Annotated in this window: 20 protein-coding genes; 15 read left to right on the forward strand and 5 right to left on the reverse strand. The window is 68.9% G+C overall.

Translation table 11 applies throughout. The features are described 5' to 3' along the window. The first annotated feature begins 64 nt into the window (after positions 1–64). From amiA to IE92_RS0105255, 7 genes are all read left to right on the forward strand, one after another. Positions 65–166 carry a streptamidine family RiPP gene (gene amiA, locus IE92_RS18870; protein ID WP_245601218.1) on the forward strand — a complete coding sequence of 34 codons (102 nt, stop codon included), beginning with the start codon at positions 65–67 and terminating at the stop codon, positions 164–166. A gap of 76 nt (positions 167–242) precedes the next feature. After that, the gene (locus IE92_RS17165; protein WP_051701818.1) at positions 243–977 is read left to right on the forward strand and encodes a hypothetical protein; all 735 of its coding nucleotides are present in this window, start codon (positions 243–245) and stop codon (positions 975–977) included. Beyond that, on the forward strand, positions 977–1,981 hold the full coding sequence (locus tag IE92_RS0105235) for a CocE/NonD family hydrolase (protein WP_051701817.1): 1,005 nt from the start codon (positions 977–979) through the stop codon (positions 1,979–1,981). Before IE92_RS17165 ends, IE92_RS0105235 begins: the two co-directional genes overlap by 1 nt. Beyond that, entirely contained in the window at positions 1,978–3,366 is a 1,389-nt protein-coding gene (locus IE92_RS0105240; protein ID WP_030143818.1) for a YcaO-like family protein, read from the forward strand. The genes IE92_RS0105235 and IE92_RS0105240 overlap by 4 nt, the downstream gene beginning before the upstream one ends. A gap of 4 nt (positions 3,367–3,370) precedes the next feature. Beyond that, positions 3,371–4,696: a nitroreductase family protein gene (locus tag IE92_RS0105245; protein WP_030143819.1), complete on the forward strand. Its 1,326-nt coding sequence runs from the start codon at positions 3,371–3,373 to the stop codon at positions 4,694–4,696. After that, complete coding sequence (locus IE92_RS0105250) at positions 4,686–6,590, forward strand: ATP-binding cassette domain-containing protein (RefSeq protein ID WP_051701816.1); 1,905 nt, start codon at positions 4,686–4,688, stop codon at positions 6,588–6,590. Before IE92_RS0105245 ends, IE92_RS0105250 begins: the two co-directional genes overlap by 11 nt. Beyond that, complete coding sequence (locus tag IE92_RS0105255) at positions 6,587–8,335, forward strand: ABC transporter ATP-binding protein (protein ID WP_043321963.1); 1,749 nt, start codon at positions 6,587–6,589, stop codon at positions 8,333–8,335. The genes IE92_RS0105250 and IE92_RS0105255 overlap by 4 nt, the downstream gene beginning before the upstream one ends. Positions 8,336–8,395: 60 nt before the next feature. On the opposite strand, the gene IE92_RS0105260 is transcribed toward IE92_RS0105255, so the two are convergent. From IE92_RS0105260 to IE92_RS0105270, 3 genes are read right to left on the reverse strand one after another with little or no spacing between them, the layout of a single operon-like run. Further along, entirely contained in the window at positions 8,396–9,388 is a 993-nt protein-coding gene (locus IE92_RS0105260) for an ABC transporter substrate-binding protein (protein ID WP_051701815.1), read from the reverse strand. A 13-nt stretch (positions 9,389–9,401) separates the two neighbouring features. Further along, the gene (locus IE92_RS0105265) at positions 9,402–10,187 is read right to left on the reverse strand and encodes an ABC transporter ATP-binding protein (RefSeq protein WP_030143823.1); all 786 of its coding nucleotides are present in this window, start codon (positions 10,185–10,187) and stop codon (positions 9,402–9,404) included. Beyond that, positions 10,184–11,284: a FecCD family ABC transporter permease gene (locus tag IE92_RS0105270; protein ID WP_245601219.1), complete on the reverse strand. Its 1,101-nt coding sequence runs from the start codon at positions 11,282–11,284 to the stop codon at positions 10,184–10,186. Before IE92_RS0105270 ends, IE92_RS0105265 begins: the two co-directional genes overlap by 4 nt. Before the next feature lie 273 nt (positions 11,285–11,557). On the opposite strand from IE92_RS0105270, the gene IE92_RS0105275 reads away from it, so the two are divergent. From IE92_RS0105275 to IE92_RS0105290, 4 genes are all read left to right on the forward strand, one after another. Continuing rightward, entirely contained in the window at positions 11,558–12,238 is a 681-nt protein-coding gene (locus IE92_RS0105275) for a sporulation delaying protein family toxin (protein WP_030143825.1), read from the forward strand. A gap of 6 nt (positions 12,239–12,244) precedes the next feature. Further along, on the forward strand, positions 12,245–12,817 hold the full coding sequence (locus IE92_RS0105280; protein ID WP_081864040.1) for an SdpA family antimicrobial peptide system protein: 573 nt from the start codon (positions 12,245–12,247) through the stop codon (positions 12,815–12,817). Between the two features lie 101 nt (positions 12,818–12,918). Continuing rightward, a complete protein-coding gene (locus IE92_RS0105285; protein WP_051701813.1) occupies positions 12,919–13,758 on the forward strand; it encodes a hypothetical protein in 840 nt (279 codons plus the stop codon). Next, positions 13,755–14,234 (forward strand): SdpI family protein, encoded by a 480-nt coding sequence (locus tag IE92_RS0105290; protein ID WP_030143828.1) that lies wholly within the window; start codon positions 13,755–13,757, stop codon positions 14,232–14,234. The genes IE92_RS0105285 and IE92_RS0105290 overlap by 4 nt, the downstream gene beginning before the upstream one ends. 72 nt (positions 14,235–14,306) lie before the next feature. Here IE92_RS0105290 and IE92_RS0105295 read toward each other — a convergent pair whose 3' ends face one another. Then, on the reverse strand, positions 14,307–14,939 hold the full coding sequence (locus tag IE92_RS0105295) for a hypothetical protein (RefSeq protein ID WP_030143829.1): 633 nt from the start codon (positions 14,937–14,939) through the stop codon (positions 14,307–14,309). After that, positions 14,936–15,550 (reverse strand): TetR/AcrR family transcriptional regulator, encoded by a 615-nt coding sequence (locus tag IE92_RS18525; protein ID WP_030143830.1) that lies wholly within the window; start codon positions 15,548–15,550, stop codon positions 14,936–14,938. Before IE92_RS18525 ends, IE92_RS0105295 begins: the two co-directional genes overlap by 4 nt. A gap of 130 nt (positions 15,551–15,680) precedes the next feature. Between IE92_RS18525 and IE92_RS0105305 the strand changes: the two genes are divergently transcribed. Genes IE92_RS0105305 through IE92_RS0105320 form a run of 4 tightly spaced genes read left to right on the forward strand, consistent with a single transcriptional unit; the run spans position 15,681 to position 21,109 of the window. Further along, positions 15,681–17,300: an ABC transporter substrate-binding protein gene (locus IE92_RS0105305; protein ID WP_051701812.1), complete on the forward strand. Its 1,620-nt coding sequence runs from the start codon at positions 15,681–15,683 to the stop codon at positions 17,298–17,300. A gap of 1 nt (position 17,301) precedes the next feature. Further along, on the forward strand, positions 17,302–18,321 hold the full coding sequence (locus IE92_RS0105310; protein WP_245601220.1) for an ABC transporter permease: 1,020 nt from the start codon (positions 17,302–17,304) through the stop codon (positions 18,319–18,321). Then, positions 18,318–19,271 (forward strand): ABC transporter permease, encoded by a 954-nt coding sequence (locus IE92_RS0105315; RefSeq protein ID WP_081864039.1) that lies wholly within the window; start codon positions 18,318–18,320, stop codon positions 19,269–19,271. The genes IE92_RS0105310 and IE92_RS0105315 overlap by 4 nt, the downstream gene beginning before the upstream one ends. Next, positions 19,268–21,109, forward strand: coding sequence for an ATP-binding cassette domain-containing protein (locus IE92_RS0105320; RefSeq protein WP_051701811.1), 1,842 nt, complete (start codon positions 19,268–19,270; stop codon positions 21,107–21,109). The genes IE92_RS0105315 and IE92_RS0105320 overlap by 4 nt, the downstream gene beginning before the upstream one ends. The last annotated feature ends 39 nt before the right edge of the window (positions 21,110–21,148 follow it).

Here is a 21,148-nt window from a genome sequence, read left to right on the forward strand (position 1 = left end):
TTTAATTATAGGGTGAAGGCGTTGCCGACCGGCAGCACGAAGAAACACCGACGAAAGGAACCCCATGGAAAACACCGTGGTACTGACCGAAGTTGAAGAGACCGAGCAGCTGGCCCACCTGTCTGCCAGCCATTCGAACGCACTCGTCGAGAACCCGTTCGACTAGTCGGTCACAGTCCCCGCGGGGCGGATCCTCGGATTCGCCCCGCGGGGTGCCCGCCCACCATCAGGCAAGGACACCCGTGAACACCACACCCGAGCTCTTCACCCGCGATGGACACACGGTTGTCCGGGCATCCGACGGCAGCTTCCTCCGGGTCACCGCGAGCACTACCACCGCCTCCGCGGCGGACCTGTACCGACAGGTTGGGGAACGCCTGGCGGAGCGCGCCGCACAGCACGCGGCCCCGATTCCCGGACGCGAGGGCATCTCCCTCGCCGGCAATCCCGCCGATCTGGCCGCCCTCGCGCCGGCCCTTCTCGGCCTCGACGCGACTCCACGCTCCCCCACCTCACCCGATCGCGCCCTCATTGTGCAGGTTGTCGCCGACCGCACCCAGCACCGCGGGCTGGACCATCTGGCAGCCTCGGGTACCGGGGTTTTACGCTGCTACCGCGAGGGTGATCTGCTCCTGATCGACCCCCTGATGCTTGGGCCCGAAGATCCCACCGGCTCTCAGGTTCTGCGTCGCCGCATCGCCGCCTCCCCGGCCGCCGCGGACCTCAACGCCTGGCTCGACGCGGCCGGAGAGCATACGCCGGGTCTGGACGACCTCGATCCGGTCGCGCTCGACATGGCCGGGGCCCGGCTGCGCCAGATCATCGCCGCCTGGCAGCACAACACGGCCGAGCTGCCCCGGCTGCGCCGCACACTCTGGATGCTGGACTGCGCGACCCTCGCCGCCTCCGAACACCCGGTCCTGGCGTTTCCCGAGCCCGCCGCGAGGCCGCAACCCCGTTCCCTGTCCCGGCCGTGATGACCGAGCCGCGCACACTCGGGATCGCCGTCGATCCCCTCATCCACCTCGCCACCGACCTGTATGAACCCGAGCCGGGCCGCCCCCGCGGTACCGTCCTGATCCGCACGCCCTACGCTCGTTCCGCCCAGCGAGAGCACGCACTCTCCTGGGTACGCCGCGGTTTTCGGGTCGCGGTTCAGGACGTGCGTGGACGATACGGGTCCCCGGGCAGCTGGCACCCCTATCACCATGAGGGTACGGACGGCGGGCGCACGGTGGTCGAAATGGATCGACTCGGACTCATCGCGGGCGAGGTCCTCCTGGTCGGTGCCTCCTATGATGCCCACTGCGCCCTGGAAGCCGCCCGCTGGCTCGACACCCACCCCGGGCGGGTTCCCACGATCCGCGCGGTGATCGCGATGGTGCCCGCGCTGGGTCTCTGGGAAACCGCGCATGATCCAGACGGCACCCCGCGCCTGCGTGACCGCATCGGATGGTGGCACCAACACGGGTTCGCCCGCACCTCCCGGGCCTCGCTGAGCCCCACCGAGCTGGATCGACGGGTCAAACAGGCTCGGCACCACGGGGTTGCCGGCGTGGTCTCCCCCGCCGAATACGGCGCGGAGGCGCCTGCCCTCTGGCAGCGACTCTGGGAGGCCCGGCCCCTCGATCTCGCGGCGCGCTATGGCTCCTGTACCACCACACTGCTGGTCATCGGCGGGGACACCGACTTTTTCACCCGGGAGGCACGCCTCCTTGCCTGCGCCTGGGCGGGAGGGCGCACCGGTTATCTCACCGGGCCCTGGGGTCACGGCCTCACCGCGGACCTCGACCCCGAGACCGCCCGCGTGCTGCGCGCTCACGGGGGCCTGATGGCACGCATCGAACACGTCCTCGGCGACGCCGCGACGCTCCCGTCCGCCCACCGCTTCACCGGGGACTCCAACGCTCCGTGGGTCACCGAGAAGCGCACCCCCTCCACCCATCCGACGTTGCCCACCCCTTGGAAGGACTCCCGATGACCACCGCCGACGCCCTCAACCTGCTCCCCCTACACACCCTGGTGGACGAGCACACGGGCATCATTCGCCGGGTCCGCTCGGTGCTCACCCCGGAAAACGCGCCGCCCGCCTACACCTCGATGACCGCCGAGGTGTCCGATGCCCGCTGGCTCGGCGATTGGCCGGCCGACCGCGTCTCGCTGGGCACCACGTTTGGTGATCCCCGACAGGCCTGGATTGCCGCGGTCGCCGAGGGAATGGAGCGATACTGCGGCAACTTCATCCCGCGGGAGGTCCCCGACGCAGAGCACCTGATCGGCACCGCGAGCGAGCTGCGAGCCGCGGGCCACCGGATCGTGGAGCTCGGTGCGCTGCCCCGGTTTGCCTCCTGGCAGCTGGAATCCCCCGATTTTCCGTATCGCAACCTCGATGAGCACACCGAAACCCTCTGGATGCGCTGCACCCGTTACTCCGACGGGGAGGACGTGTGGCTTCCGGCCAGCCTGGTCTCGCTCAATTGGCGGCAGCGACGCTTTGCCCACCTGCCGCGCATCCATCACCTCAACTATGCGGGCATCGCCACCGGGCAGGGATATGCCGACGCCCGCGATCGTGCACTGCTGGAAACCATCGAACGCGATGCGCTGGAGGTGTGGTGGCACCTGGATGGTCAGGCCCGGGGCATCCGTCCCGAGTCGGTTCCCGGACTCACCGAGGCGATGGCCGGCAGCCACCTGGCGTACTGGATCGTCGAGCTGCCCAGCGAGTTCGCTCCGGTCATGGCCGCCCTGGTCTTCGATCCCGAGACCGGGCTGTATGCCGCCGGGTTCTCCTGCAAGACCGATCCGGCCGAGGCCGCCCGAAAGGCGGTCCTGGAAGCCGTGCACACGTGGGTCTATACGCAGGGCATCACCGAGGCGGACGGCTGGGTCTTCCAGGCCGTCGAGGCCGGGCTCATGGCGCGCGGACTCTACCTCGACCATCGGGAGGATCGGCGCTACCTGCGCGATACCGGGACCCACTTCTCCCGGGTGCGTGACCTCGGTGCCCACGTCCAGGTGTGGCTGGATCCCGAGGTCCACCCGCTCGCACGACGCTTCCGGGAACCCGCCCTCGGACTGGTTGATATCGCGGATATTCCGGCGACCGCCCCAGCCGACGTGTATCGCCGACTCATCGATGCCGGCCACCAGATCTTTGCGCGCGATCTGACCACCTCGGACGTCGCGACAACCGGGCTCAGCGTGGTTCGGGTGGTGGTTGAGGGTCTGGTGCCCAACGCTCCGGCGGCCTTTGCGTATCTGGGCTGCCCGCGGTTCGCCGAGGCCGCCCTTGCTCGCGGCTGGCGCCCCCGCATCCCCACCGAGCCCGAGGACTTCACCCTCGTTCCGCCACCCCACATGTAGGACCATGACCCCCTTCCAGCTCCCCCAACCCGCCGACCATGCCCGGCAGCTCTTCGCCGAGGCCTGGTCCTCGCGCGTGCCCGCGGACACGATCCATCCGGGCCCGCGTCAGAACCACTGGGACCGCGGCGAGCGGGTCGCACCCCTGCCCATGGCGGAGGTCCCGATCGCGGCGATTCTGCACGAGCTGTGGCGTCCGCGCGGTTTCCATCCGGACCCGCTCACCCGCGAGCCCACGGGCACCGCCCGGCGCGCGATTCCGTCCGCCGGCGGATGCTACCCGGTCCAGGTGCACCTGGTGGCCGGCGACGGATGCGACCTTTCCCCCGGGAGGTTTGCGCTCGATCCGCGGGATGCGAGTCTCGTGCGCCGGACGGGGACGGTTCAGCCCGGCCGCACACCCCGGGGTGCCCTGGTGGTGCTCGGGGTCCTCCCCCAGCGCACCCGCGGGAAGTACCATCACCGCACCCCGCCGCTGCTCATCGCCGATACCGCCTATGCCCTGTCCGGCATCATCCACCGGGCGGCGGCATACGGCCTGGAGTGCGAGCGGATGCCCGCGGCCCCCGACGAACTGGCACAGGTGCTGGGGCTACCGACCTACGCGCGCTGGCATGAGGTCTGGCCGGGCACCGGACCCGAGCTCCTGCTGACCGCGCTGTGGATACGCCGCCCGAGATGGCGGGCGAACGTAGCTTCGAAGCGTCCCGGGCGGGCCGATGTCTCGGCGATCCTTGAGGAGATATGGGCCGAAACCGGTCGCCCCCGGGTCGAAACCGGTCCCCGTCCACTCCCCGAACGCGAACCGCGCACCGACCCGGAGACCGCGGCCTGGGCGGATACCCTTGACCGGGATTTCCTAGGATCGGTTTCCGCACCTTCCCGCGCCCGACCCCTGCATTCGGACGTACTCGCGCGGCGACGCAGTCTCCCGCTGCACGCCCCCGGGGCACGTGATGCCGCGGAGGCCGCGCCCGAACGCGTCCTCACCGCCCTCGCGAGTATCCAGGTGCCGCCCGCCTGCCGGATCGAGGTGATCGGCGCCGACGGGCTCGCCGATCCCTCACTCGCGGCTTCGTGCGCCGGGCAGCACTGGATCCGCTCACTCCACGGCCTGGTGCGCTTTCACACCGACCGGTCACCCACCCCGGCCACCGTGTGGTGGGCATCCACCACTGCGGCCACCATCCTCTACTCCTGCCTGGGCGCGGGTCTCCCCCTGGGGTTTCGTCCCATCGGGGGCTGGCACGCTCATCCCGGCGCCCCGCTGACCCTCCACGGCCTGGGATTCCGCTCCGACCCAACGAAGGGAGCACACGGTGCTCACTAATCGGCGTCTCTGGGCGCTCACCCGCCCGCACAACGCCCTGCGAAACACACTCACCCTGGTGGTGTGCGCGGGGACCGCGACCTACTGGGCGCAGGCCTGGTTTCTCGCCGCCGCGCTCTCGGGCCTCCTGCCCGGCCAGCCCCACGATGTCGGTCGGGTGATGCTCAGCCTGGCCGCCGTGCTGGCCTGCGGACTCACCCGGACGCTGCTCACCCAGGTTCAGGTCCGGGTGGCCAGCACGCTGGGTGGCCGGGTGCGGGAGGACGTTCGACGATCACTCACCCGGGCGCTGCTGCATCCCCGACGGCTGCGGGACGCGTCCGAGCGTGCGGGTGCCCGCAGGCTCGCCCTCGGCGAGGGCACCGACGGGGTCGAGCCCTACGTGGTCTCGTATATTCCCGCCGCCCTGCAGCTTCAGATCCTGTGCCCGATCCTGCTGATCGTGATCGCGATCATCAATCCGCTTCTCGCCGCCGCCCTGGCCGCGGCGCTCCTCATCGCCGTGGGTGCACCCCGGCTGTGGAGCCGCCTACTCACCCGACGCGGCGCCGCGCACTGGGACACCTACGAGGCGCTTAGTGCCGACTTCGCCGAGGGGCTCCAGGGCATGCGCACCCTGAAGATCCTGGATGCCGTGCCGCGGTTTCGCACACGCCTGAACGACCGATCCGATGCCCTCCATCGGGCAACGGTTCGCACGATGCGGGTCTCCCTAGCGGATACGGCCCTCGCCGACCTCGGCATCCAGGCGGGCCTGCTCGCCGCGGCCGCGTTGACCACCCTGAGCGCGCTGGGTGTCCTGCCCTCGGGGCTACTGGGCGGGACTCCGGCCCTCAGCCTGTTCACGCTGATGCTCGCCTCGGAACTGTTCCGACCCGTGCGAGACCTGGCTCGGCACTGGCACGCCGGGTACCTGGGAATGTCGGCGCTGGGCAGCATCGATGCCGCCATCGGAGACACCGACCCGTCGGCCGAATCCGCGGCATCCGATACACGGCCCGGTGCCGCGGACGGGGGGACGCACCGGGACCGGGAGGAGCACCGAGCGAACACGGAGCACCGAGCGATCGAACGGCACCACGCAAACGAGCAGCACCGTATGGGCGAACCACACCGAACAGACGATGAGCACCGTGTGGACAACCAGCACCAACCAGACGAGCAGTCTCGGGATCACAAACCGCACCAGCCCCGCGGCAGCGTGCTCCGACTCGACCGGGTCGGTTTTGCCTACACTCCGGATTCGCCCCCGGTGCTCAACGAGGTCACCACCACGATTACTCGCGGCGGCATCACCGCGCTGGCCGGCCCCTCCGGCACGGGCAAGAGCACGCTCTTTGATGTGCTGCTGGGATTTCTGCCGGCATCGGGCGAGTGCCGCCTCGATGGTCGGCCCCTGCGACCCGAGGATATCAGCGTGGTCTCCCAGCACGGCTACCTCTTCCCCGGCACCATCCGCGCCAACCTGAGCGCGGTGGCCCCGGACGCCTCGGATGCCGACATGCTCGCGGTGATGCACCGAGCCGGACTCGGCCGCGAACTCGCCTCCTGGCCGCTGGGGCTTGACACCCGGGTGTCCGAGTCCGGGCGCTCCCTGTCGGGCGGGCAGATCCAGCGCCTGAGTGCGGCCCGCGGGCTCCTCGCCAACCGCGCGATCCTGCTGCTTGATGAGCCCACCTCGGCACTGAACCCCGAGCTGGCCGCACGGCTGCTGGCAACCCTGCGCGAGGAGGCCCGCAGCAGAATCGTGATCATGATCGCGCACCGAGCCGAGGCGCTCGAAGCCGCCGATACCGTCCTCACGCTGCGAGCGGGGACCCTGCACCGGGCCTCAACCTCAACCGCAGCGCCCACATCCACATCCACATCCACCACCGTCATGGAGACTCGATGAGTACCACGCCGCCCCGCACCGATCCGCTCTGGGCACTCATCCCCGCCCTCTCCGCCCACCGCGGCGCCCTCATCTGGACCGGCCTGGTGGGCCTGGCCAATAACCTCGCCCTGGTGTTCCTCGCGGTGGCCGGCTCATACACCGTCACGCTCGCCCTGGTGGAGCATCGCCCGGCCGAACCCGGCTGGTGGATCGCCGCGGCGAGTGCGGTCCTGCTGCGCGCGGTCCTCACCTGGCACGAGATGGATATCTCCCACTCGATCGCCTATCGGGTGCTGGCGGCGCTTCGGATGGCACTGTTTGACGGTTTCGCCCGCGGAGTCCCCTCCCGCTCACCCGATCAGCACACGGGACGCCTGGCCGCGACCGCGATGGGCGAAACCGAAAAACTTGAGTTCTTTTACGCGCACACGCTCACCCAGCTGGCCGGAGCCGCGGTCCTCCTCATCGGGGCGCTGCTCGCGCTGGGTGGCCTGGGCCCGACGCTGGCGGCGGGATTCGCGCTGGGATGCGCGGCGCTTGTGGCCTTCAGCGTTCCGCTGCTGCGCAAGAACGCGCGACTCGGCGAGCGCATCCAGCGGGCGAAGTCGGATCAGTCGGCCCTCGTTGTGGATGTCCTCTCGGGCACCCGCGAAATCCTGAGCTTCGATCTGCGGGACCGTGTGGGTGAGCAGCTCTCCGTCTCCACGCGGCGAATCGTCGAGTTGGAGCGGCGTCTGCGGGTGCGCGAGAGCGCCGCGGCGAGTATTCGAGAGCTCTGCACACTGGCAATTTTGATTGTGGTGTTTGTGCTGGCCTGGAATCAGCCGGGGCTGGAACGGGTGTGGATTCCCGCGGTCATCGCCGGCACCCTCACCGTGCTCGCGCCGCTCACCGAGGCGGTCGCGGTCCTCACCCAGCTGCAACCCCACCGGGCCAGCGCGGCCACGGTGGTTGCGGGAATCTCCCTGCCCCCCGAGGGGCCCACAGAAGGACCCACCGTGGAGTCCCTCGAGCAACCCGCCGAGGATCCCGGCACTCGGACCGCGCCCCGAGGACCCTCGATGCGGATGCCCGCGGGCCCGCTCGGGCTCGAACTCAACGCGGTGCAGTTTTCCTACGCACCGGACGCCCCCGCCCTTGCTCCCACCTGGCTCACCATCGCCGCCGGTGAGCACATCGGCATCGCCGGGCGATCCGGGTCGGGCAAAACCACGCTGGCTCGTCTACTCGCTCGGCTCTGGGAGCCGGATCGGGGCAGCATTCATCTGACCGCCGAAACCGGAGCACACTACGATCTGCGCGACCTGGATCTGTCCGGCTACCGGAGCCACGTCGGCCTGGTGGAGCAGGACGCCACGATCTTCCACGGCTCCCTGTGGGACAACCTTCGCCTGGCCGATCCAACCCTGACCGAGGACACCGCACTCCACACTCTGACCCGCGCCGGGCTCACCCTGGATCCCGGCCGCTGGCCCGCAGGGGTCCACACCGAGCTGGGTGAAGCGGGATCGGGCATCTCCGGCGGCGAGCGCGCCCGCATCGCACTCGCGCGCGCCCTGGTCCGGCGGCCACGCATCTTGATCCTGGACGAGACCACCGCGGCCCTGGACGCGCGCTCCGAATCGAGTCTGCTCGATGCGTTGGCGGCGCTGCGCGGGGAGACCACCGTGATCACCATCTCGCACCGTCCCTCGACCCTCGCCCGCTGCGACCGCGTGGTGCAGCTCCCCGCGCTGCACCGCGAACCCGAGCCGAGGGGCTAACCACAACAACGGGGCCCTGGCCGATCGGATTCGATCGGCCAGGGCCCCGTTACCGTGCGGCTAGGACGCGTGCAGCCCCTGCGCGATCTGCTGCACCGCACGAATGTTGCCCCAGGTTCCAGGCATCACATCGTCGGAGGCGATCGCGATCAGGCGGTCATTGGCAACCGCCGCCACCTGGGGGAACGTGGCCCGCAGGTAGTCCCGGGTGGCCTGCTCGTGGGCGGCATCCAGGGTGGTGAACACGATGGCCTCGGGGTTCTTGGCGATCAGCGTTTCGGGCGAGATGACCGCAGAGAAGAAGCTGGCAAACGCCGGATCCTCGGGGCTAAACACGTTGTCACCGCCGGCGAGCTGGATCATGTTGTACTCGATCCCCGCACCGATCGCCGAGATGCTGGTGCCCTCCACAAAGAGTTCGGCCACGCTCGGCTTGGGCTGCTGGGCGGTGCGGGTGGCTACCTCATCCAGCGCTGCCTGTGCCTCGTTCGCCACCGTCGCGGCTCGCTCCGGCACCCCGAAGATCTGGCCCAGGTTGGTGATGTCCTCCAGGAGGTCACTCACCTCGGCCACGCTGCGGCGATCCGAACATCCGGCCGTGGCCACGTACGCATTCGCGCCCGCGGCCTTTAGCTGCGCAATGTCCGCAAAGCCCTGCTCGGCGGTGAATTCATAGGTGGTCGGCGCGTAGACAAAGTCCGGCGATACCCCCAGCAGAACCTCGCGGGAGGGCGGCATCTGGTCGCTCAGCTGGCTCACCGTGCCGTCCTTGGCGAGTTCGGGGGCGAGCGGCTGGCCGTGGGTTTGAGCCTCGGCGACCACGCGGTCCGCCAGGCCCAGCTTGATCAGCATCTCCGACTGGGCCGGGCTCATGGCCACCGCACGCTCGGGGGCACGATCCACGCTGAGGGTGCGGCCGCAGTTGGTGAGGGTGACCGCGGAGGCCGACCCACTCGCGCCGGTATCGGGGGTCGACACGGCCTGGCCACAGCCGCTGAGGAGGAATCCGCCCAGGAGTAGTCCGGTCAGCGGAAGGAGGGTTTTTGTTGTCATACGGGTATCACTTTCACTTGGGTGGGATGGGAGGGGTGGGAGCAAGCGCGATCAGGGTCCGACCGGTGATCGGATGGGTGATGCGCCTCGAGTCCACCCCAAAGACTGCGCGGATGCTCCGCGGGGTGAGAATGTCGTGGGGGTCGCCGATGCCCAGCAGCTCCCCCGCGCGCATGAGCGCCACGTGGGTGCAGAACTCGCTGGCCAGGTTCATATCGTGCAGGGCCGTGATCACCGTGAGTCCGCGGCTCGTGGCCAGGGACATCAGCTCAAATTGAAACGAGATGTCGAGGTGGTTGGTGGGCTCGTCGAGGATCAGAATCGGGGCGTCCTGAACGAGGGCCCGCGCGAGCAGGACCCGCTGTTTTTCCCCGCCCGAGAGCACGGTGAAGGGACGCTCGGCCAGGTGGGTGGCGCCCACGTCCCTCAGCGCCTGATCAACCAGGTCGCGGTCGCGGTCGGAGTCCCCGCCGAAGCCGCGCTGATGCGGGACCCGTCCCAGCATCGCCATGTCACGTACCGAGATGGGGAACTCCTGGATGGACTCCTGCGCCATGACGGCCACGCGCCGGGCGACATCCCGCGCGGACATGGCCTGCACATCCGATCCATCCACCAGCACCCGCCCGGATGCGGGACGCTGCGCGCGATAGGCGGTGCGTAGCAGCGTGGATTTTCCACAACCATTGGGCCCCAGAATGCCCAGCACACTCCCGGCGGGCACACTCAGGCTAACCTCGGTGACCAGGCGTCGACCGCCCAGCTCCACGCTGACCGACTGAAACTCCACGCCCGTCATCGGGTGCCACCCATCCGAGCGCCCGAGGTGCGCATGATCCAGAGGAAGAAGGGAGCGCCCACCACCGAGGTCAGGATCCCCAACGGGATCTCGGCGGGCTGGGCGACGCTGCGGGCAAGCAGGTCGGTGAGCATCAGAAAGAAGGCCCCGCCCAGCATGACCAGCGGGATCAGCCGGCGATGATCCGCCCCCACGATCATCCTGATCACGTGCGGAACCACGAGCCCCACAAATCCGATTCCCCCGCAGACGGCAACCGTGGTCGCGGTGAGCAGGGCGGTGGCGAGGAGGAGGGTGCGACGCAGCGCGGGCACGTTGACCCCGAGGGCGGTGGCGGTCTCATCCCCGGCGAGCATTGCGTTGAGCGCCCGCGAGCGCAGCAGTGCATAGGTTCCCACCAGCACCAGGGCACCGGCCGGCAGCAGGAGCTGGGCGTATGTGGCCGCCGAGACGCTGCCCAGGAGGAAAAACAGCACGCTGTAGACGTTTTGGGCCGAGGTGGTCAGGGTCAGAAAATTGGTGATCGCGGCGAGCAGGGACCCCAGGGCAACCCCGGCGAGAATCAGGCGTGAGGGGGCGATGATCCCGCCCTGACGTGCCAACACGTACACCAGGAAGGTGGCCCCGATCGCCCCGACAAAGGCGGCGGCGTTGAGACTCAGCCCGGCAACCGCGGTGGATCCGGCCACGATCGCCAGGACGGCACCCACCCCGGCACCGGCCGACACCCCGAGGATGTAGGGCTCGGCCAGTGGGTTGCGAACGTTTGTTTGAAGCAGGGCTCCGGCCAGCGCCAGGCTCGCCCCGGCAACGCCCGCTAGCAGGGTGCGCGGGAGTCGGAACATCCACACGGCCTGGTCCTGGGCGCCGGTCAGACTGCCGTCACTCATCCAGGGCATCCCGGGCAGCAGGTGCCCCAGGATAACGCGCGCGGCCTCAAGCGGCGTCGTGCCCAGCGGACCGGTGGCGGCGGAGGTGAGGAGCACCACAAGAATCGCGACGCTCAGCAGGAGTACCCAAACCCCGGTCCGAGAGCGCGCGGGGCGACGCGGCGAGGGGGCGGATGGAAGGGTGGCTGCACGGCTGTTGTCGGTCACACATCACAGCGTAGCTTAATGAGAGCGATTCTCATTAACGGTGTGATGAAATCCCCTCGCGTCGCGGATAATCACGTCGAATGGTCCGCTTTACTTCCGGGCTCACTGCCCATTCACAGCCATTCGGGTATGGCAAGTGGGAGGATCTAAACGTCACAATCGACGTTCCGGATCCCCCGTCCATGGCACGATATGCTGCCCACGAATTTCGACCCGTGCATCTCCCCCTTTAACGCAACTGACGAGTCACTCGTCTTTGATGAAAGGGAACACATGTCCATCTCCACCGCCATTTCCACGGCTTTCAGCACCAAGAAGACCCTGGCCGCGCTGGCCCTCACCGCCACGCTGGCGATTGTGCCCGCGGCACTGCCGGCTCAGGCAGCCACCGCAACCACACAGTCCGCCAACCAGACCACCACGCGTGCCGCCGCCTTCGATGATCGCGCCGTGGTCGACCTGCTCGCCTTCGGCCGCGGTCCGATCGCCGAGCAGCGTCCCGAACTCGTTCGCCAGCTGGGCCATGCGGGCGCTTCCTCGGCACCGGCCGACCTCACCGACACCTTGCTCGCCGACCTGCGAGAGGTTGATCCGGACTTCACCGCCCGGGTCACGACCGGTGCACAGGCGAAGGATCCGTACCGCGCGGAGACGGCGCTCCAGGCATTCAGCGACGATGTTGCGCTGGTAGCGGCGAAGTACTCCACCGGCAGTGCAACGCCGGGCACTCGCTCGGACGCAACCGCCTCCTCCCCGCTCACGGTCTCCCCCTATAACGGCAAGGTGGTGGGCTTCACCAATGTGTTTGTGAGCACCCAGGTGGTGATTGCGGCCGCGGTCGCCGCGAGCGTCGCCGCCGTGGTGGGGGCACTGGCAGTGATCGTCTACCAGAGCCCCAGCGGCGACACCGACCTGATCCGGGAGGGGTTGGCGGCCTCGCTCTCCGAGCTCTAGTCCGCGATGAGCTCGCATCCTCGCACGCTGCCCACGCCCCGAACACGATCCACACGGGTATTTTTCCTCACACTGGGACTGATCACCATGTTCTTCGTGCTCACCGTGGGCGCTTCGTGGACAAACAACGTCCTCACCCGGTCACCTAAAACCTCGGTGTCCACGGATATTCAGGCTCTGTTCCCACAGGGGTGGGCATTTTTTACCAAGAGTCCGCGAGAGCCCGCCGCGGTTCCCTACCTGCGGACCGCGGCGGGCGACTGGGTTCGGGCCGATTCTCTACCCCAGTCCAGCGCCGGTAACCTCTTCGGGCTCAGCCGCAACCAGCGAGCACAGGGCACCGAGTTGGCGATCATCGCGCAGTTACTCCCCGGCTTCCAGGAGTGCGCCGACTATGTGTCCAGCTGCCTGGAATCCGCCGCACCCCCACGCACGGTCCTTCCCAGCCCCACGCGAGCACGGCAGTTCTGCGGAGATCTGACGATCGTCATGCAGGAGCCCGTGAAGTTCGGCTACCGGGATCGCGTGCCCTCCCAAACCCGCGCGGTCTCCCTTGCCCGGGTGGCGATCACGTGCTGAGCGCTCTTTCGTCGAGGGCGCTGTCCCCGGCACGAGACTTTAGTAGTGCGCTTCGCGGGCTGGCGGCAAACCTCTCCCGATACCCTCCGCCGGGGATCCGCGTGCAGCTCGGGCGCAGCATCATCGCCCTCGGCCAGCTCGTCACGCTTGCCCTCACCTCGTGGCTGAACCTGTCAACCGAGGTCCTGAGCGTCGAACCGGCCACGTACTGCGCGGGGGTGAGGCGAGCCTCGCTGTTCTGCCTGGGTTCGGAAACGCCGCAGGAGTTCGGCCGGTGGATCGGAATCGTCATCGCGGCGCTGGTCATCGCCGGGGCGTTCCCCCGCATCCTGGCGGTCGCGCACCTCTGGCTCGCCCTCTCGATGAATATCTCGCTCTCTCTGCCCGACGGCGGCGAAAGCGTGGCCGTCTTCGCCACCGCCTTTCTGGTGCTGATTGAGCTCGCCGATCGCCGCCGGTTGGGATGGTGCCGCGCGCCGGCGGAATCCGCCGACCTTCCCCGGAGTGGGCCGCGGGCGATCAGCTACGCGGGATCCCTCGCACTATGCATCCAACTGGCCGGCATCTATTTCGAGAGCGGACTGGCCAAGCTCGCCGTGTCCGAGTGGGTGGACGGCAGCGCGATGTTCTACGTCACCCGCGACCCGATGTTTGGAACCGTCGGCTGGGTTGGTGACATTCTCCAGGCGCTCACCATGCTGCCCGCCGGGGCGGCCCTGCTCACCTGGGGCACGATCGCGGTGGAGTGCACGATTGCCGTACTCCTCCTCCTACCGTCCCGCTATAAACGTTATGCGCTGCTCGGGGTCGTTCCGTTGCACCTGGGCATCGGAGTGGCCATGGGACTGTGGTCGTTTGCCGCGACGATGATCGGCACGGCACTCATCGCGACCTACTCACTCGCCGATCCCACTCACCCCCACACCGAAGGCAGGAAATGAGAGTCAAGATTCGATTCGCCTGGGCCGCCCTCTTTACCCTGCTGCCGCTGGTTTGGCTGCTGGTGGCCGCGCAGGATCAGCCCGTCATCGAGCGAGCAATCGCTACCCACTGGACCCTGGCCGGGGTTGCCGACGGCTACGACAACCAAAATGGGCTGCTCTGGGCGGCCCTGATTCCCCTGATCGCCTGCGCGCTGATCGCCGGTTCTCTTGTGATTGCGCTGGATCAGAGCGTGGGCCGCTGGGCGGCCGCCAGCGGGTTTGCAACCCTGGCGCTGGTGAGCGCCGGGGCGGCGCTTCTCTGGGATGCGGCTCTGACTACCGCGAGCCAACCGGAACTCGGCGACCGGCTAGGAACGCCCTTCTTGAATGTACTCTGGGCTCTCCCCTGGGCGCTGATCCCGTTGTGGATCGCGGCAGCTAGGACCCCGGTTCTGCCTCAGATCCGGGAGTCACCCTCGGATCCCGAGGACTAGTCGAATCACTCGGTGTAGCCACCGGGCCGGCCGGAGAGCGACGTCCAGGCATCCAAACTCGTGGAACCCTGTCTAGTGCCCGCCCTCGCCGTCCTCGTCATGGTCGTGATCGGGGTCCTCGGGCTCGCCGCAGGCGTGGCCCAGCATGCGGAAACCGTGCAGGACCGGGCTGGTCTCGGTCTGGCCGAAGACGTTGGTGCGGGTGATCGTATAGTCCACCTCGGCACCAAACGGATGCGAGGTGAAGGACTGCCCCGGTTCCCCGATGAAGGTGCAGGATCCGGCGTCGGTGGCACTGCCCGCCGCCTGAGCCGAGTCCCACCCGAGCCGCGCGGTTACCCAGGCGGCGTCCTGGCCGAGTGCCGTCTGCACTCGCAGCCGGCGATCCTCGGGGACCGGAATCTTGGTGCACTGCTGGCCGCCGGCCGCGCCCTTGCACACCTCACCATTGGTTGCGGTGCACTCGGTCTGCCCCGCCTGGATCTCGCATCCAGCGAGCACAAAGGACGCGTCGGCATGGGCGTTGTTTTGCTGGACGATCCGCAGCGTCGCGGTGCTTCCCGCGCCCTGACCCAGCGCAAACAGGACACCCCCGGCGGCGAGCACCAGGACCGCGAGCACACTCAGGGTGATGATCAGCCCGCGATGGCGACGCTTCGGCGGTTCGATGGGCGAAAAAACGGGTGCGGGCCAGGCCTCGGTCATCGGGTCCCCTTCGCGAGATTGGTGAATCCGGCCAGGGCCGGGCGCAGCGCCGCGGCCACATAGGTTTCCAGCCGGTCCCGGCGCACGCCCGCGGCAATCCAGGCACCCACGCCGGCGGCAATCGCGCCCACCGCGACCGATCCAATGGTGCGGGCGATGAACTCGGATTCCTCGGGGGCCACAAACGTCTGGATCGCCTCGGCGAGCGCCAGCAGGCGTGCCGGGGCCGAGGCCTCCAGGTCCGCGCGGGTTCCCATCAGCTCAACCTGGCTCAGTGCCCACGGCACCCGGGAGGCCGGATGTTCGGCCGCCACCGCGAGAATCAGCGTGGTGAGCCGTTCCAGCCGGGTCCCCTCCTCGGAGCCGGACGCTCCGAGTGCGGTGACCAGCGCGGCGATGGACGGGTCCAGATCGATCCACAGCAAATCCGACTTGGCCCCGAAGTAGTTAAAGAAGGTGTTTCGGCTCACCCCCGCGCGCTGGGTGATCTGCTCGATCGACGTGGCCGGATACCCCTGCTCCAGGAACAGCTCGGCCGCGGCATCCTCAAGCATCTGCCGGGAGGATCGGCGCGGACGGCCCACTCGGGCGGCGGGGGAAGCTTCGGTCACCGCGGTGTCCTTTCATCGGATTTCCCCCAGCCTAGCGGGCGGGCGACACACGTTTTACATCCACGCCGCACTCGCGCTAGGCTGGGTTCTTGCACCCGATCCAAAAACCCGGATCGGCAGGAAGGTTCCCGTGAATACCCATCGTCGCCTGCTCGGTTTTGCCGTGCCCGCGCTGCTTCTTGGCTCGGCCCTGGCGCTCTCGGCCTGCTCGGCCGTGGCCCCGACCGAACCCGTCTCCACCGATAAGACCCTGGTTTACGCCAGTGGGGACGCCGAACCGACCTGCCTCGACCCGCATGTGGGTGGCAACTATCCGCAGTCGCTGCTGGCCGCCCAGTTCCTGGAGCAGCTGGTCTCCGAGAATAAAGACGGCGAGTTCACCCCGTGGCTGGCCAAGTCCTGGACCACCTCCCCGGACGGCCTCACCTGGACCTTCACCCTGGCAGACAACGTGAAGTTCAGCGACGGCACCCCGCTGGACGCCGCCGCCGTGGTGCGCAATATCGAGCACGTCCAGGATCCCGAAACCAAGTCCTCGACCGGATACCTGGCCCTCGCCAAGGTCAGCAAGGCCACCGCGACCGACGCCCACACGGTCACCCTGAACCTCAGCCAGCCCGACAGCGCGCTGCTGGAATCCCTCAGCCAGCCCTGGCTCGCGATCGAGTCCCCCGCCGGACTCGCCCGCAGCCAGGACGAAAACTGCCAGGCCCCGATCGGGACTGGCGCGTTTGTGGTCGACTCCTGGAAGCGCCAGGACAGCGTGACCCTCAGCCGCAACCCGCACTACACCACCGGGAAGGGCGAGCCCGCGCTGGCGAAAATCACCTGGCGCTTCATTCCCGACTCGGCAACCCGCATCGCTGCGCTGCGCTCGGGGGACGTGCAGATGATCGACAACGCCCAGCCCGACACCATCGCCGCCAGCGCGGCCTCCGACGAGATCAAGCACCTCGACGCCCCGCGTCCGGGTTCGGTCAACCGGATCGAGTTCAACTCGTCCCGCGGACCGCTCGCCGACGAGCGCGTGCGGGAGGCACTGGTGCGCGGCGTGGACGTCAATGCCGGTATCAAGACCCTGTTTTTCGGGACCGCCACACGCTCCTACTCGCCGCTGTCCAGCGTGGAAAAGCTCGGATTCTCCGAACCCAAGCTGTTTGACACCGATGTGAACGCGGCCAAGAAGTTGTTGGATGAGGCGGGCTGGGTGCCCGGCACCGACGGGATCCGGGAGAAGGATGGGCAGAAGCTCAGCCTGAAGTTCCCCGTCAGCACCAACCAGTCCATCCCCGCCGAGCAGTCACTGTTTGAGCAGATTCAGGAGCAGGCCAAGGGGCTGGGGATCGCGATCACCATCACCCCGCTGGACCTCTCCTCCTGGTATGAGGCTCTGGGCAAAAACGACTACGATCTGGTGAGCGCTCCATACACCAAGGTAGGCCCGGATGTGCTGCGCATCCTCTACCACTCCGCCGGGATCACCCCGGCTCCCAGCGGCTACTTCGCGAACCACGCGCAGGTCAACCTGCCGGCGCTGGATGACCTGCTGACCCGGGCCGCCGAAACCGGCGATCAGACCGAGCGAGCAAGCCTGTATGAGCAGGCGCAGAAGACCATCCTCGAGGGCTACTACATCCTGCCGCTCTACGACCAGCAGAACCACTTCCTCTACTCGGGCAAGCTGACCGGGGTGGGCGAGGTCAACTCGGTGGGTAACCCGCTGCTGCGCGGGGTTTCGTTTGCCGGATAGTTTGACCCGGCCCGACGCCGCCACGCCCGCCCGCACCGCTTCGGTGCGGGCGGGCGCTCGCGGTTCCCGCGGGATCATCGTCGCGGTCGGGATGCGGATTGGCGGCGCGATCCTGGTGCTGTGGGCCGCCGCCACCGCCACATTTTTTGCGGTCAGGCTGATCCCCGGCGATCCCGCCCAGGCCTTTCTCGGCGGCCCCGGGTCCCAGGCTTCGGCCGAGGCACTCGCCCGCGTGCGTGCCGAAAACGGATTCGACCTGCCGCTGTGGCAGCAGTACCTCGACTACCTGGGGCGTCTGCTGCGCGGCGAACTGGGCACCTCCTATTCGCTGCACGCCCCGGTATCCGAGGTGGTGGGCGAACAGCTCGCCGGCACCCTGGAACTCGCGCTCTGGTCGCTGGTGATCGCCTGGGTCATCGCGCTGGGCCTCGCACTCTGGTCGGTGGCCGGAGGTCCGGTGGCCGCGCGCATCGCCGCCGGAATCGAGATGACCGCCGCGGTCCTCCCCCACTTCTGGCTGGGCAGCGTGCTCATTCTGCTGTTTGCGACCGGTCTGGGCTGGTTGCCCGCAATCGCCACCCCGGATGCGCGCGGGATCATCCTGCCCGCGCTGACCCTGGCAATCCCCCTGGCCGGGTTCCTCGCCCAGCTGCTGCGCGAGGCCCTGCAGGACGCCGCCGCGCAGCCCTTTGTGCTGACCGCGCGGGCCCGCGGGGAATCCCACGCCTCGGTGTTTGCCCGGCACACGCTGCGGCACGCGGCCGGGCCGGCCATCGGCCTGACCGGCTGGGCCTTTGGCTCGCTGATGAGCGGCGCCGTGGTGGTCGAGACGATCTTTGCCCGGCCGGGCCTCGGGCGCACCCTGGTATCGGCCGTGCAGGTGCGCGATGTGCCGCTGGTGATCGGGCTGACCCTGGTCGCCGCCGCGGCGTACCTGGTGGTGAGTGTGCTCTCCGATCTGGCCGAGCGCGCGCTGAACCCGGCCCTGCGCATCCGCACCGAGGCGGGGGCGGGGGCATGAGCGAGAACACACGCCAGGAACGTCCCGGCAGCGAGCCCACCTCGCCGTCCACGCCCCCACACGCCCAGCACGCACGGGCCTCGCAGCCCGTGCCCCCACGCACAGCCTCCCCGTGGGGTTCGCATACGCCCCACAGATTCACACTGCGCGCGCGCGACATCCCCCGGCTGATCGCCGCCCTGATCCTGCTGCTCCTGGTGATCGCCGCAATCTTCCCCGCGCTGTTTGCCCCCGGTGATCCGCTGGCGATCGATCCGGCCGCGGGTTTCCAGCCGCCCGGCGGCGCCCACCCGTTCGGGACCGACGGCTCGGGCCGCGACCTCTACACCCGGGTGATTCACGGTGCCGGACCCTCCCTGCTGATCGGCCTCGGCGCGACCGCGCTGGGTATCGGCCTGGCCACGATCCTCGGGCTCCTCGCCGGACTCGGCCCGCGCTGGCTGGACTTTGGCACCTCCCGACTGATCGAGGTCCTGCTCGCCTTCCCCGGGCTGGTGCTCGCACTGCTCGTCATGGTGATCTCCGGGCCCGGCGCCCTCGGTGCCACCGTGGCCGTGGGACTCGCCACCGCCCCCGGATACGCCCGCATCATCCGTGGCCGGGTGCGCGAGATCGCCGGTTCCGGCTACGTCGAGGCGGCCCGAGTACAGGGACGCGGACGGGTGCACATCCTCACTCGCCACATCTTTCCGGGCACCGCGCGCTCGCTCGCCTCGCTGGCCACCCTGGGCCTCGGTCAGGCAATCGTGTGGGTGTGTGCGCTCAGCTTCCTGGGCCTCGGCGTCGCGCCGCCCGCCGCCGAGTGGGGTGCGCTGCTGAATGAGGGGCGTCAGTTCATCGCGACCTTCTGGTGGCTCACCTTCTTCCCCGGCCTCTTCATCGTCCTCACCGCCGTCTCGGCGACGGTCCTGGGGCGCGGGCTCGCCCGCACCGATCGGAGCGCATCATGACACCCTTCCCGTCGACCGGCCGTTCTGAAACACCACATCCCACGCAGCCGCTGCTGGAGGTGCGCGGTCTGCGCATCCGGTTTGGCACCACCGAGGTGGTGTCGGGGATCGATCTGAGGATCGCGCCCGGTGAGTGCGTGGCCCTCGTCGGAGAGTCCGGTTCGGGCAAGAGCGTGAGCGCCCGCTCGATTCTGGGCCTCGCCGGATCGGGGGCAAGGGTGGATGCCGAGGTGCTGCGGGTGGCCGATACCAATGTGCTCGGCCTGCGCGAGCGTGGCCTGCGCACACTCCGCGGCGGCCGGGTGGGACTCATCCCCCAGGACGCGCTCGGCGCGCTGGATCCGCTGCGCCCGATCGGCCACGAGATCGATCGCACCCTTCAACTACACACCCGGCTGGGTGCCTCCGCGCGGCATGCACGCGCGCTGGAGTTGCTGCACGCGGTGGGGATCCCCGAGCCGGAGGCGCGCATCCGGCAACGACCGGGTCAGCTCTCCGGCGGGCTGCGTCAGCGTGCGCTGATCGCCAGCGTCCTGGCCGGGGAACCCGCGCTGCTGATCGCCGATGAACCCACCACCGCCCTGGATGCGCGGGTGCGCCGCGGGATCCTTGAGCTGCTCGGCTCGCTGCGCGATGCGGGTACCGGGCTGCTGCTGGTGAGTCACGACCTGGACGCGGTGCGCGGAATCGCCGATACCGTGGCCGTGATGTCCGAGGGACGAATCATCGAGCGCGGCCCGGCAGCCACGGTCCTCGAACATCCGGCCGAGGAATACACCCGGATCCTGCTGGCGGCCTCCCCCGCGGGAGTGCCCCGGGGCGTGCCACTGCTGGCGGCGCCGATGCCCCAGGCCATACAGACCCCGGCCGTGACCGGCCGGACCGAGCCTTCGACGGAGCGTCTCGGCTCCGGCAGCACCCCAGCACCCGACGCCGCGACGGTACCCGGCGACGTGTTGCTCGCAGACGTCATTACCAGCACGCGGCGAGACACCGGCGCGGCCGGATCCGATCCACTCGCACCCACGCCTCCGTCGGCACCCGCACCCGCACCCGCATTTTCCTCCACGCCCGCGCCGATCCTCGAGGCTCGCAGGCTGTCCAAGACCTTCGGCGCCCGCGGGTTCCGGGTTCCCGCCGTGCGCGAGGCCTCACTGACCCTACATCTCGGCACCACGCTCGGCCTGATCGGCGAATCCGGCTCGGGCAAGAGCACGCTCGCGCGCCTGATCCTGGGACTGGAAACCCCGGATGCGGGAACCGTGGAGCTGGACGGGCGGGCGTGGGTTCCCGCGCCCGAATCCGCGCGACGTCCGCACCGTCACCGCATCGCGGCAATCTTCCAGGATCCGCTGGCCACCTTCGATCCCCGGCTCAGCGTCGATCAAATCCTCGCCGATGCACACTCACACGGACGGACCCTGCGTGCGGCCGGGTGGCAACGCGCCATCGCCGACTCCCTGGACGCGGTGGGACTGCCATCGACGCTTGCCGGTCGAGGACCGCGGGAACTCTCCGGCGGTCAGCGGCAGCGGCTCTCGATCGCCCGAGCGCTGGCGCAGAATCCCGAGATCCTGGTGTGCGACGAACCGGTCTCGGCGCTGGACCTGACAGTGCAGGCACGCGTGCTCGACCTCCTCGATGCGCTTCAACGCGAGCGCGGACTCGCGCTCCTGTTCATCTCCCACGACCTGGACGTGGTGCGCCACGTCTCCGACACGGTCGCGGTCATGAAGGACGGCGAAATCCGCGAATCGGGACCCACCGAACGGGTATTTGGTAATCCCGGGGACGAGTACACCCGGGCGCTCCTCGCCGATACGGCGGCACACCGCTAGGCCACCCCGACCCGCCACGCCGACCCGCCACGAGTACCC

It is taken from the genome of Mycetocola saprophilus (genome assembly GCF_000718085.1).
GTDB lineage: Bacteria > Actinomycetota > Actinomycetes > Actinomycetales > Microbacteriaceae > Mycetocola > Mycetocola saprophilus.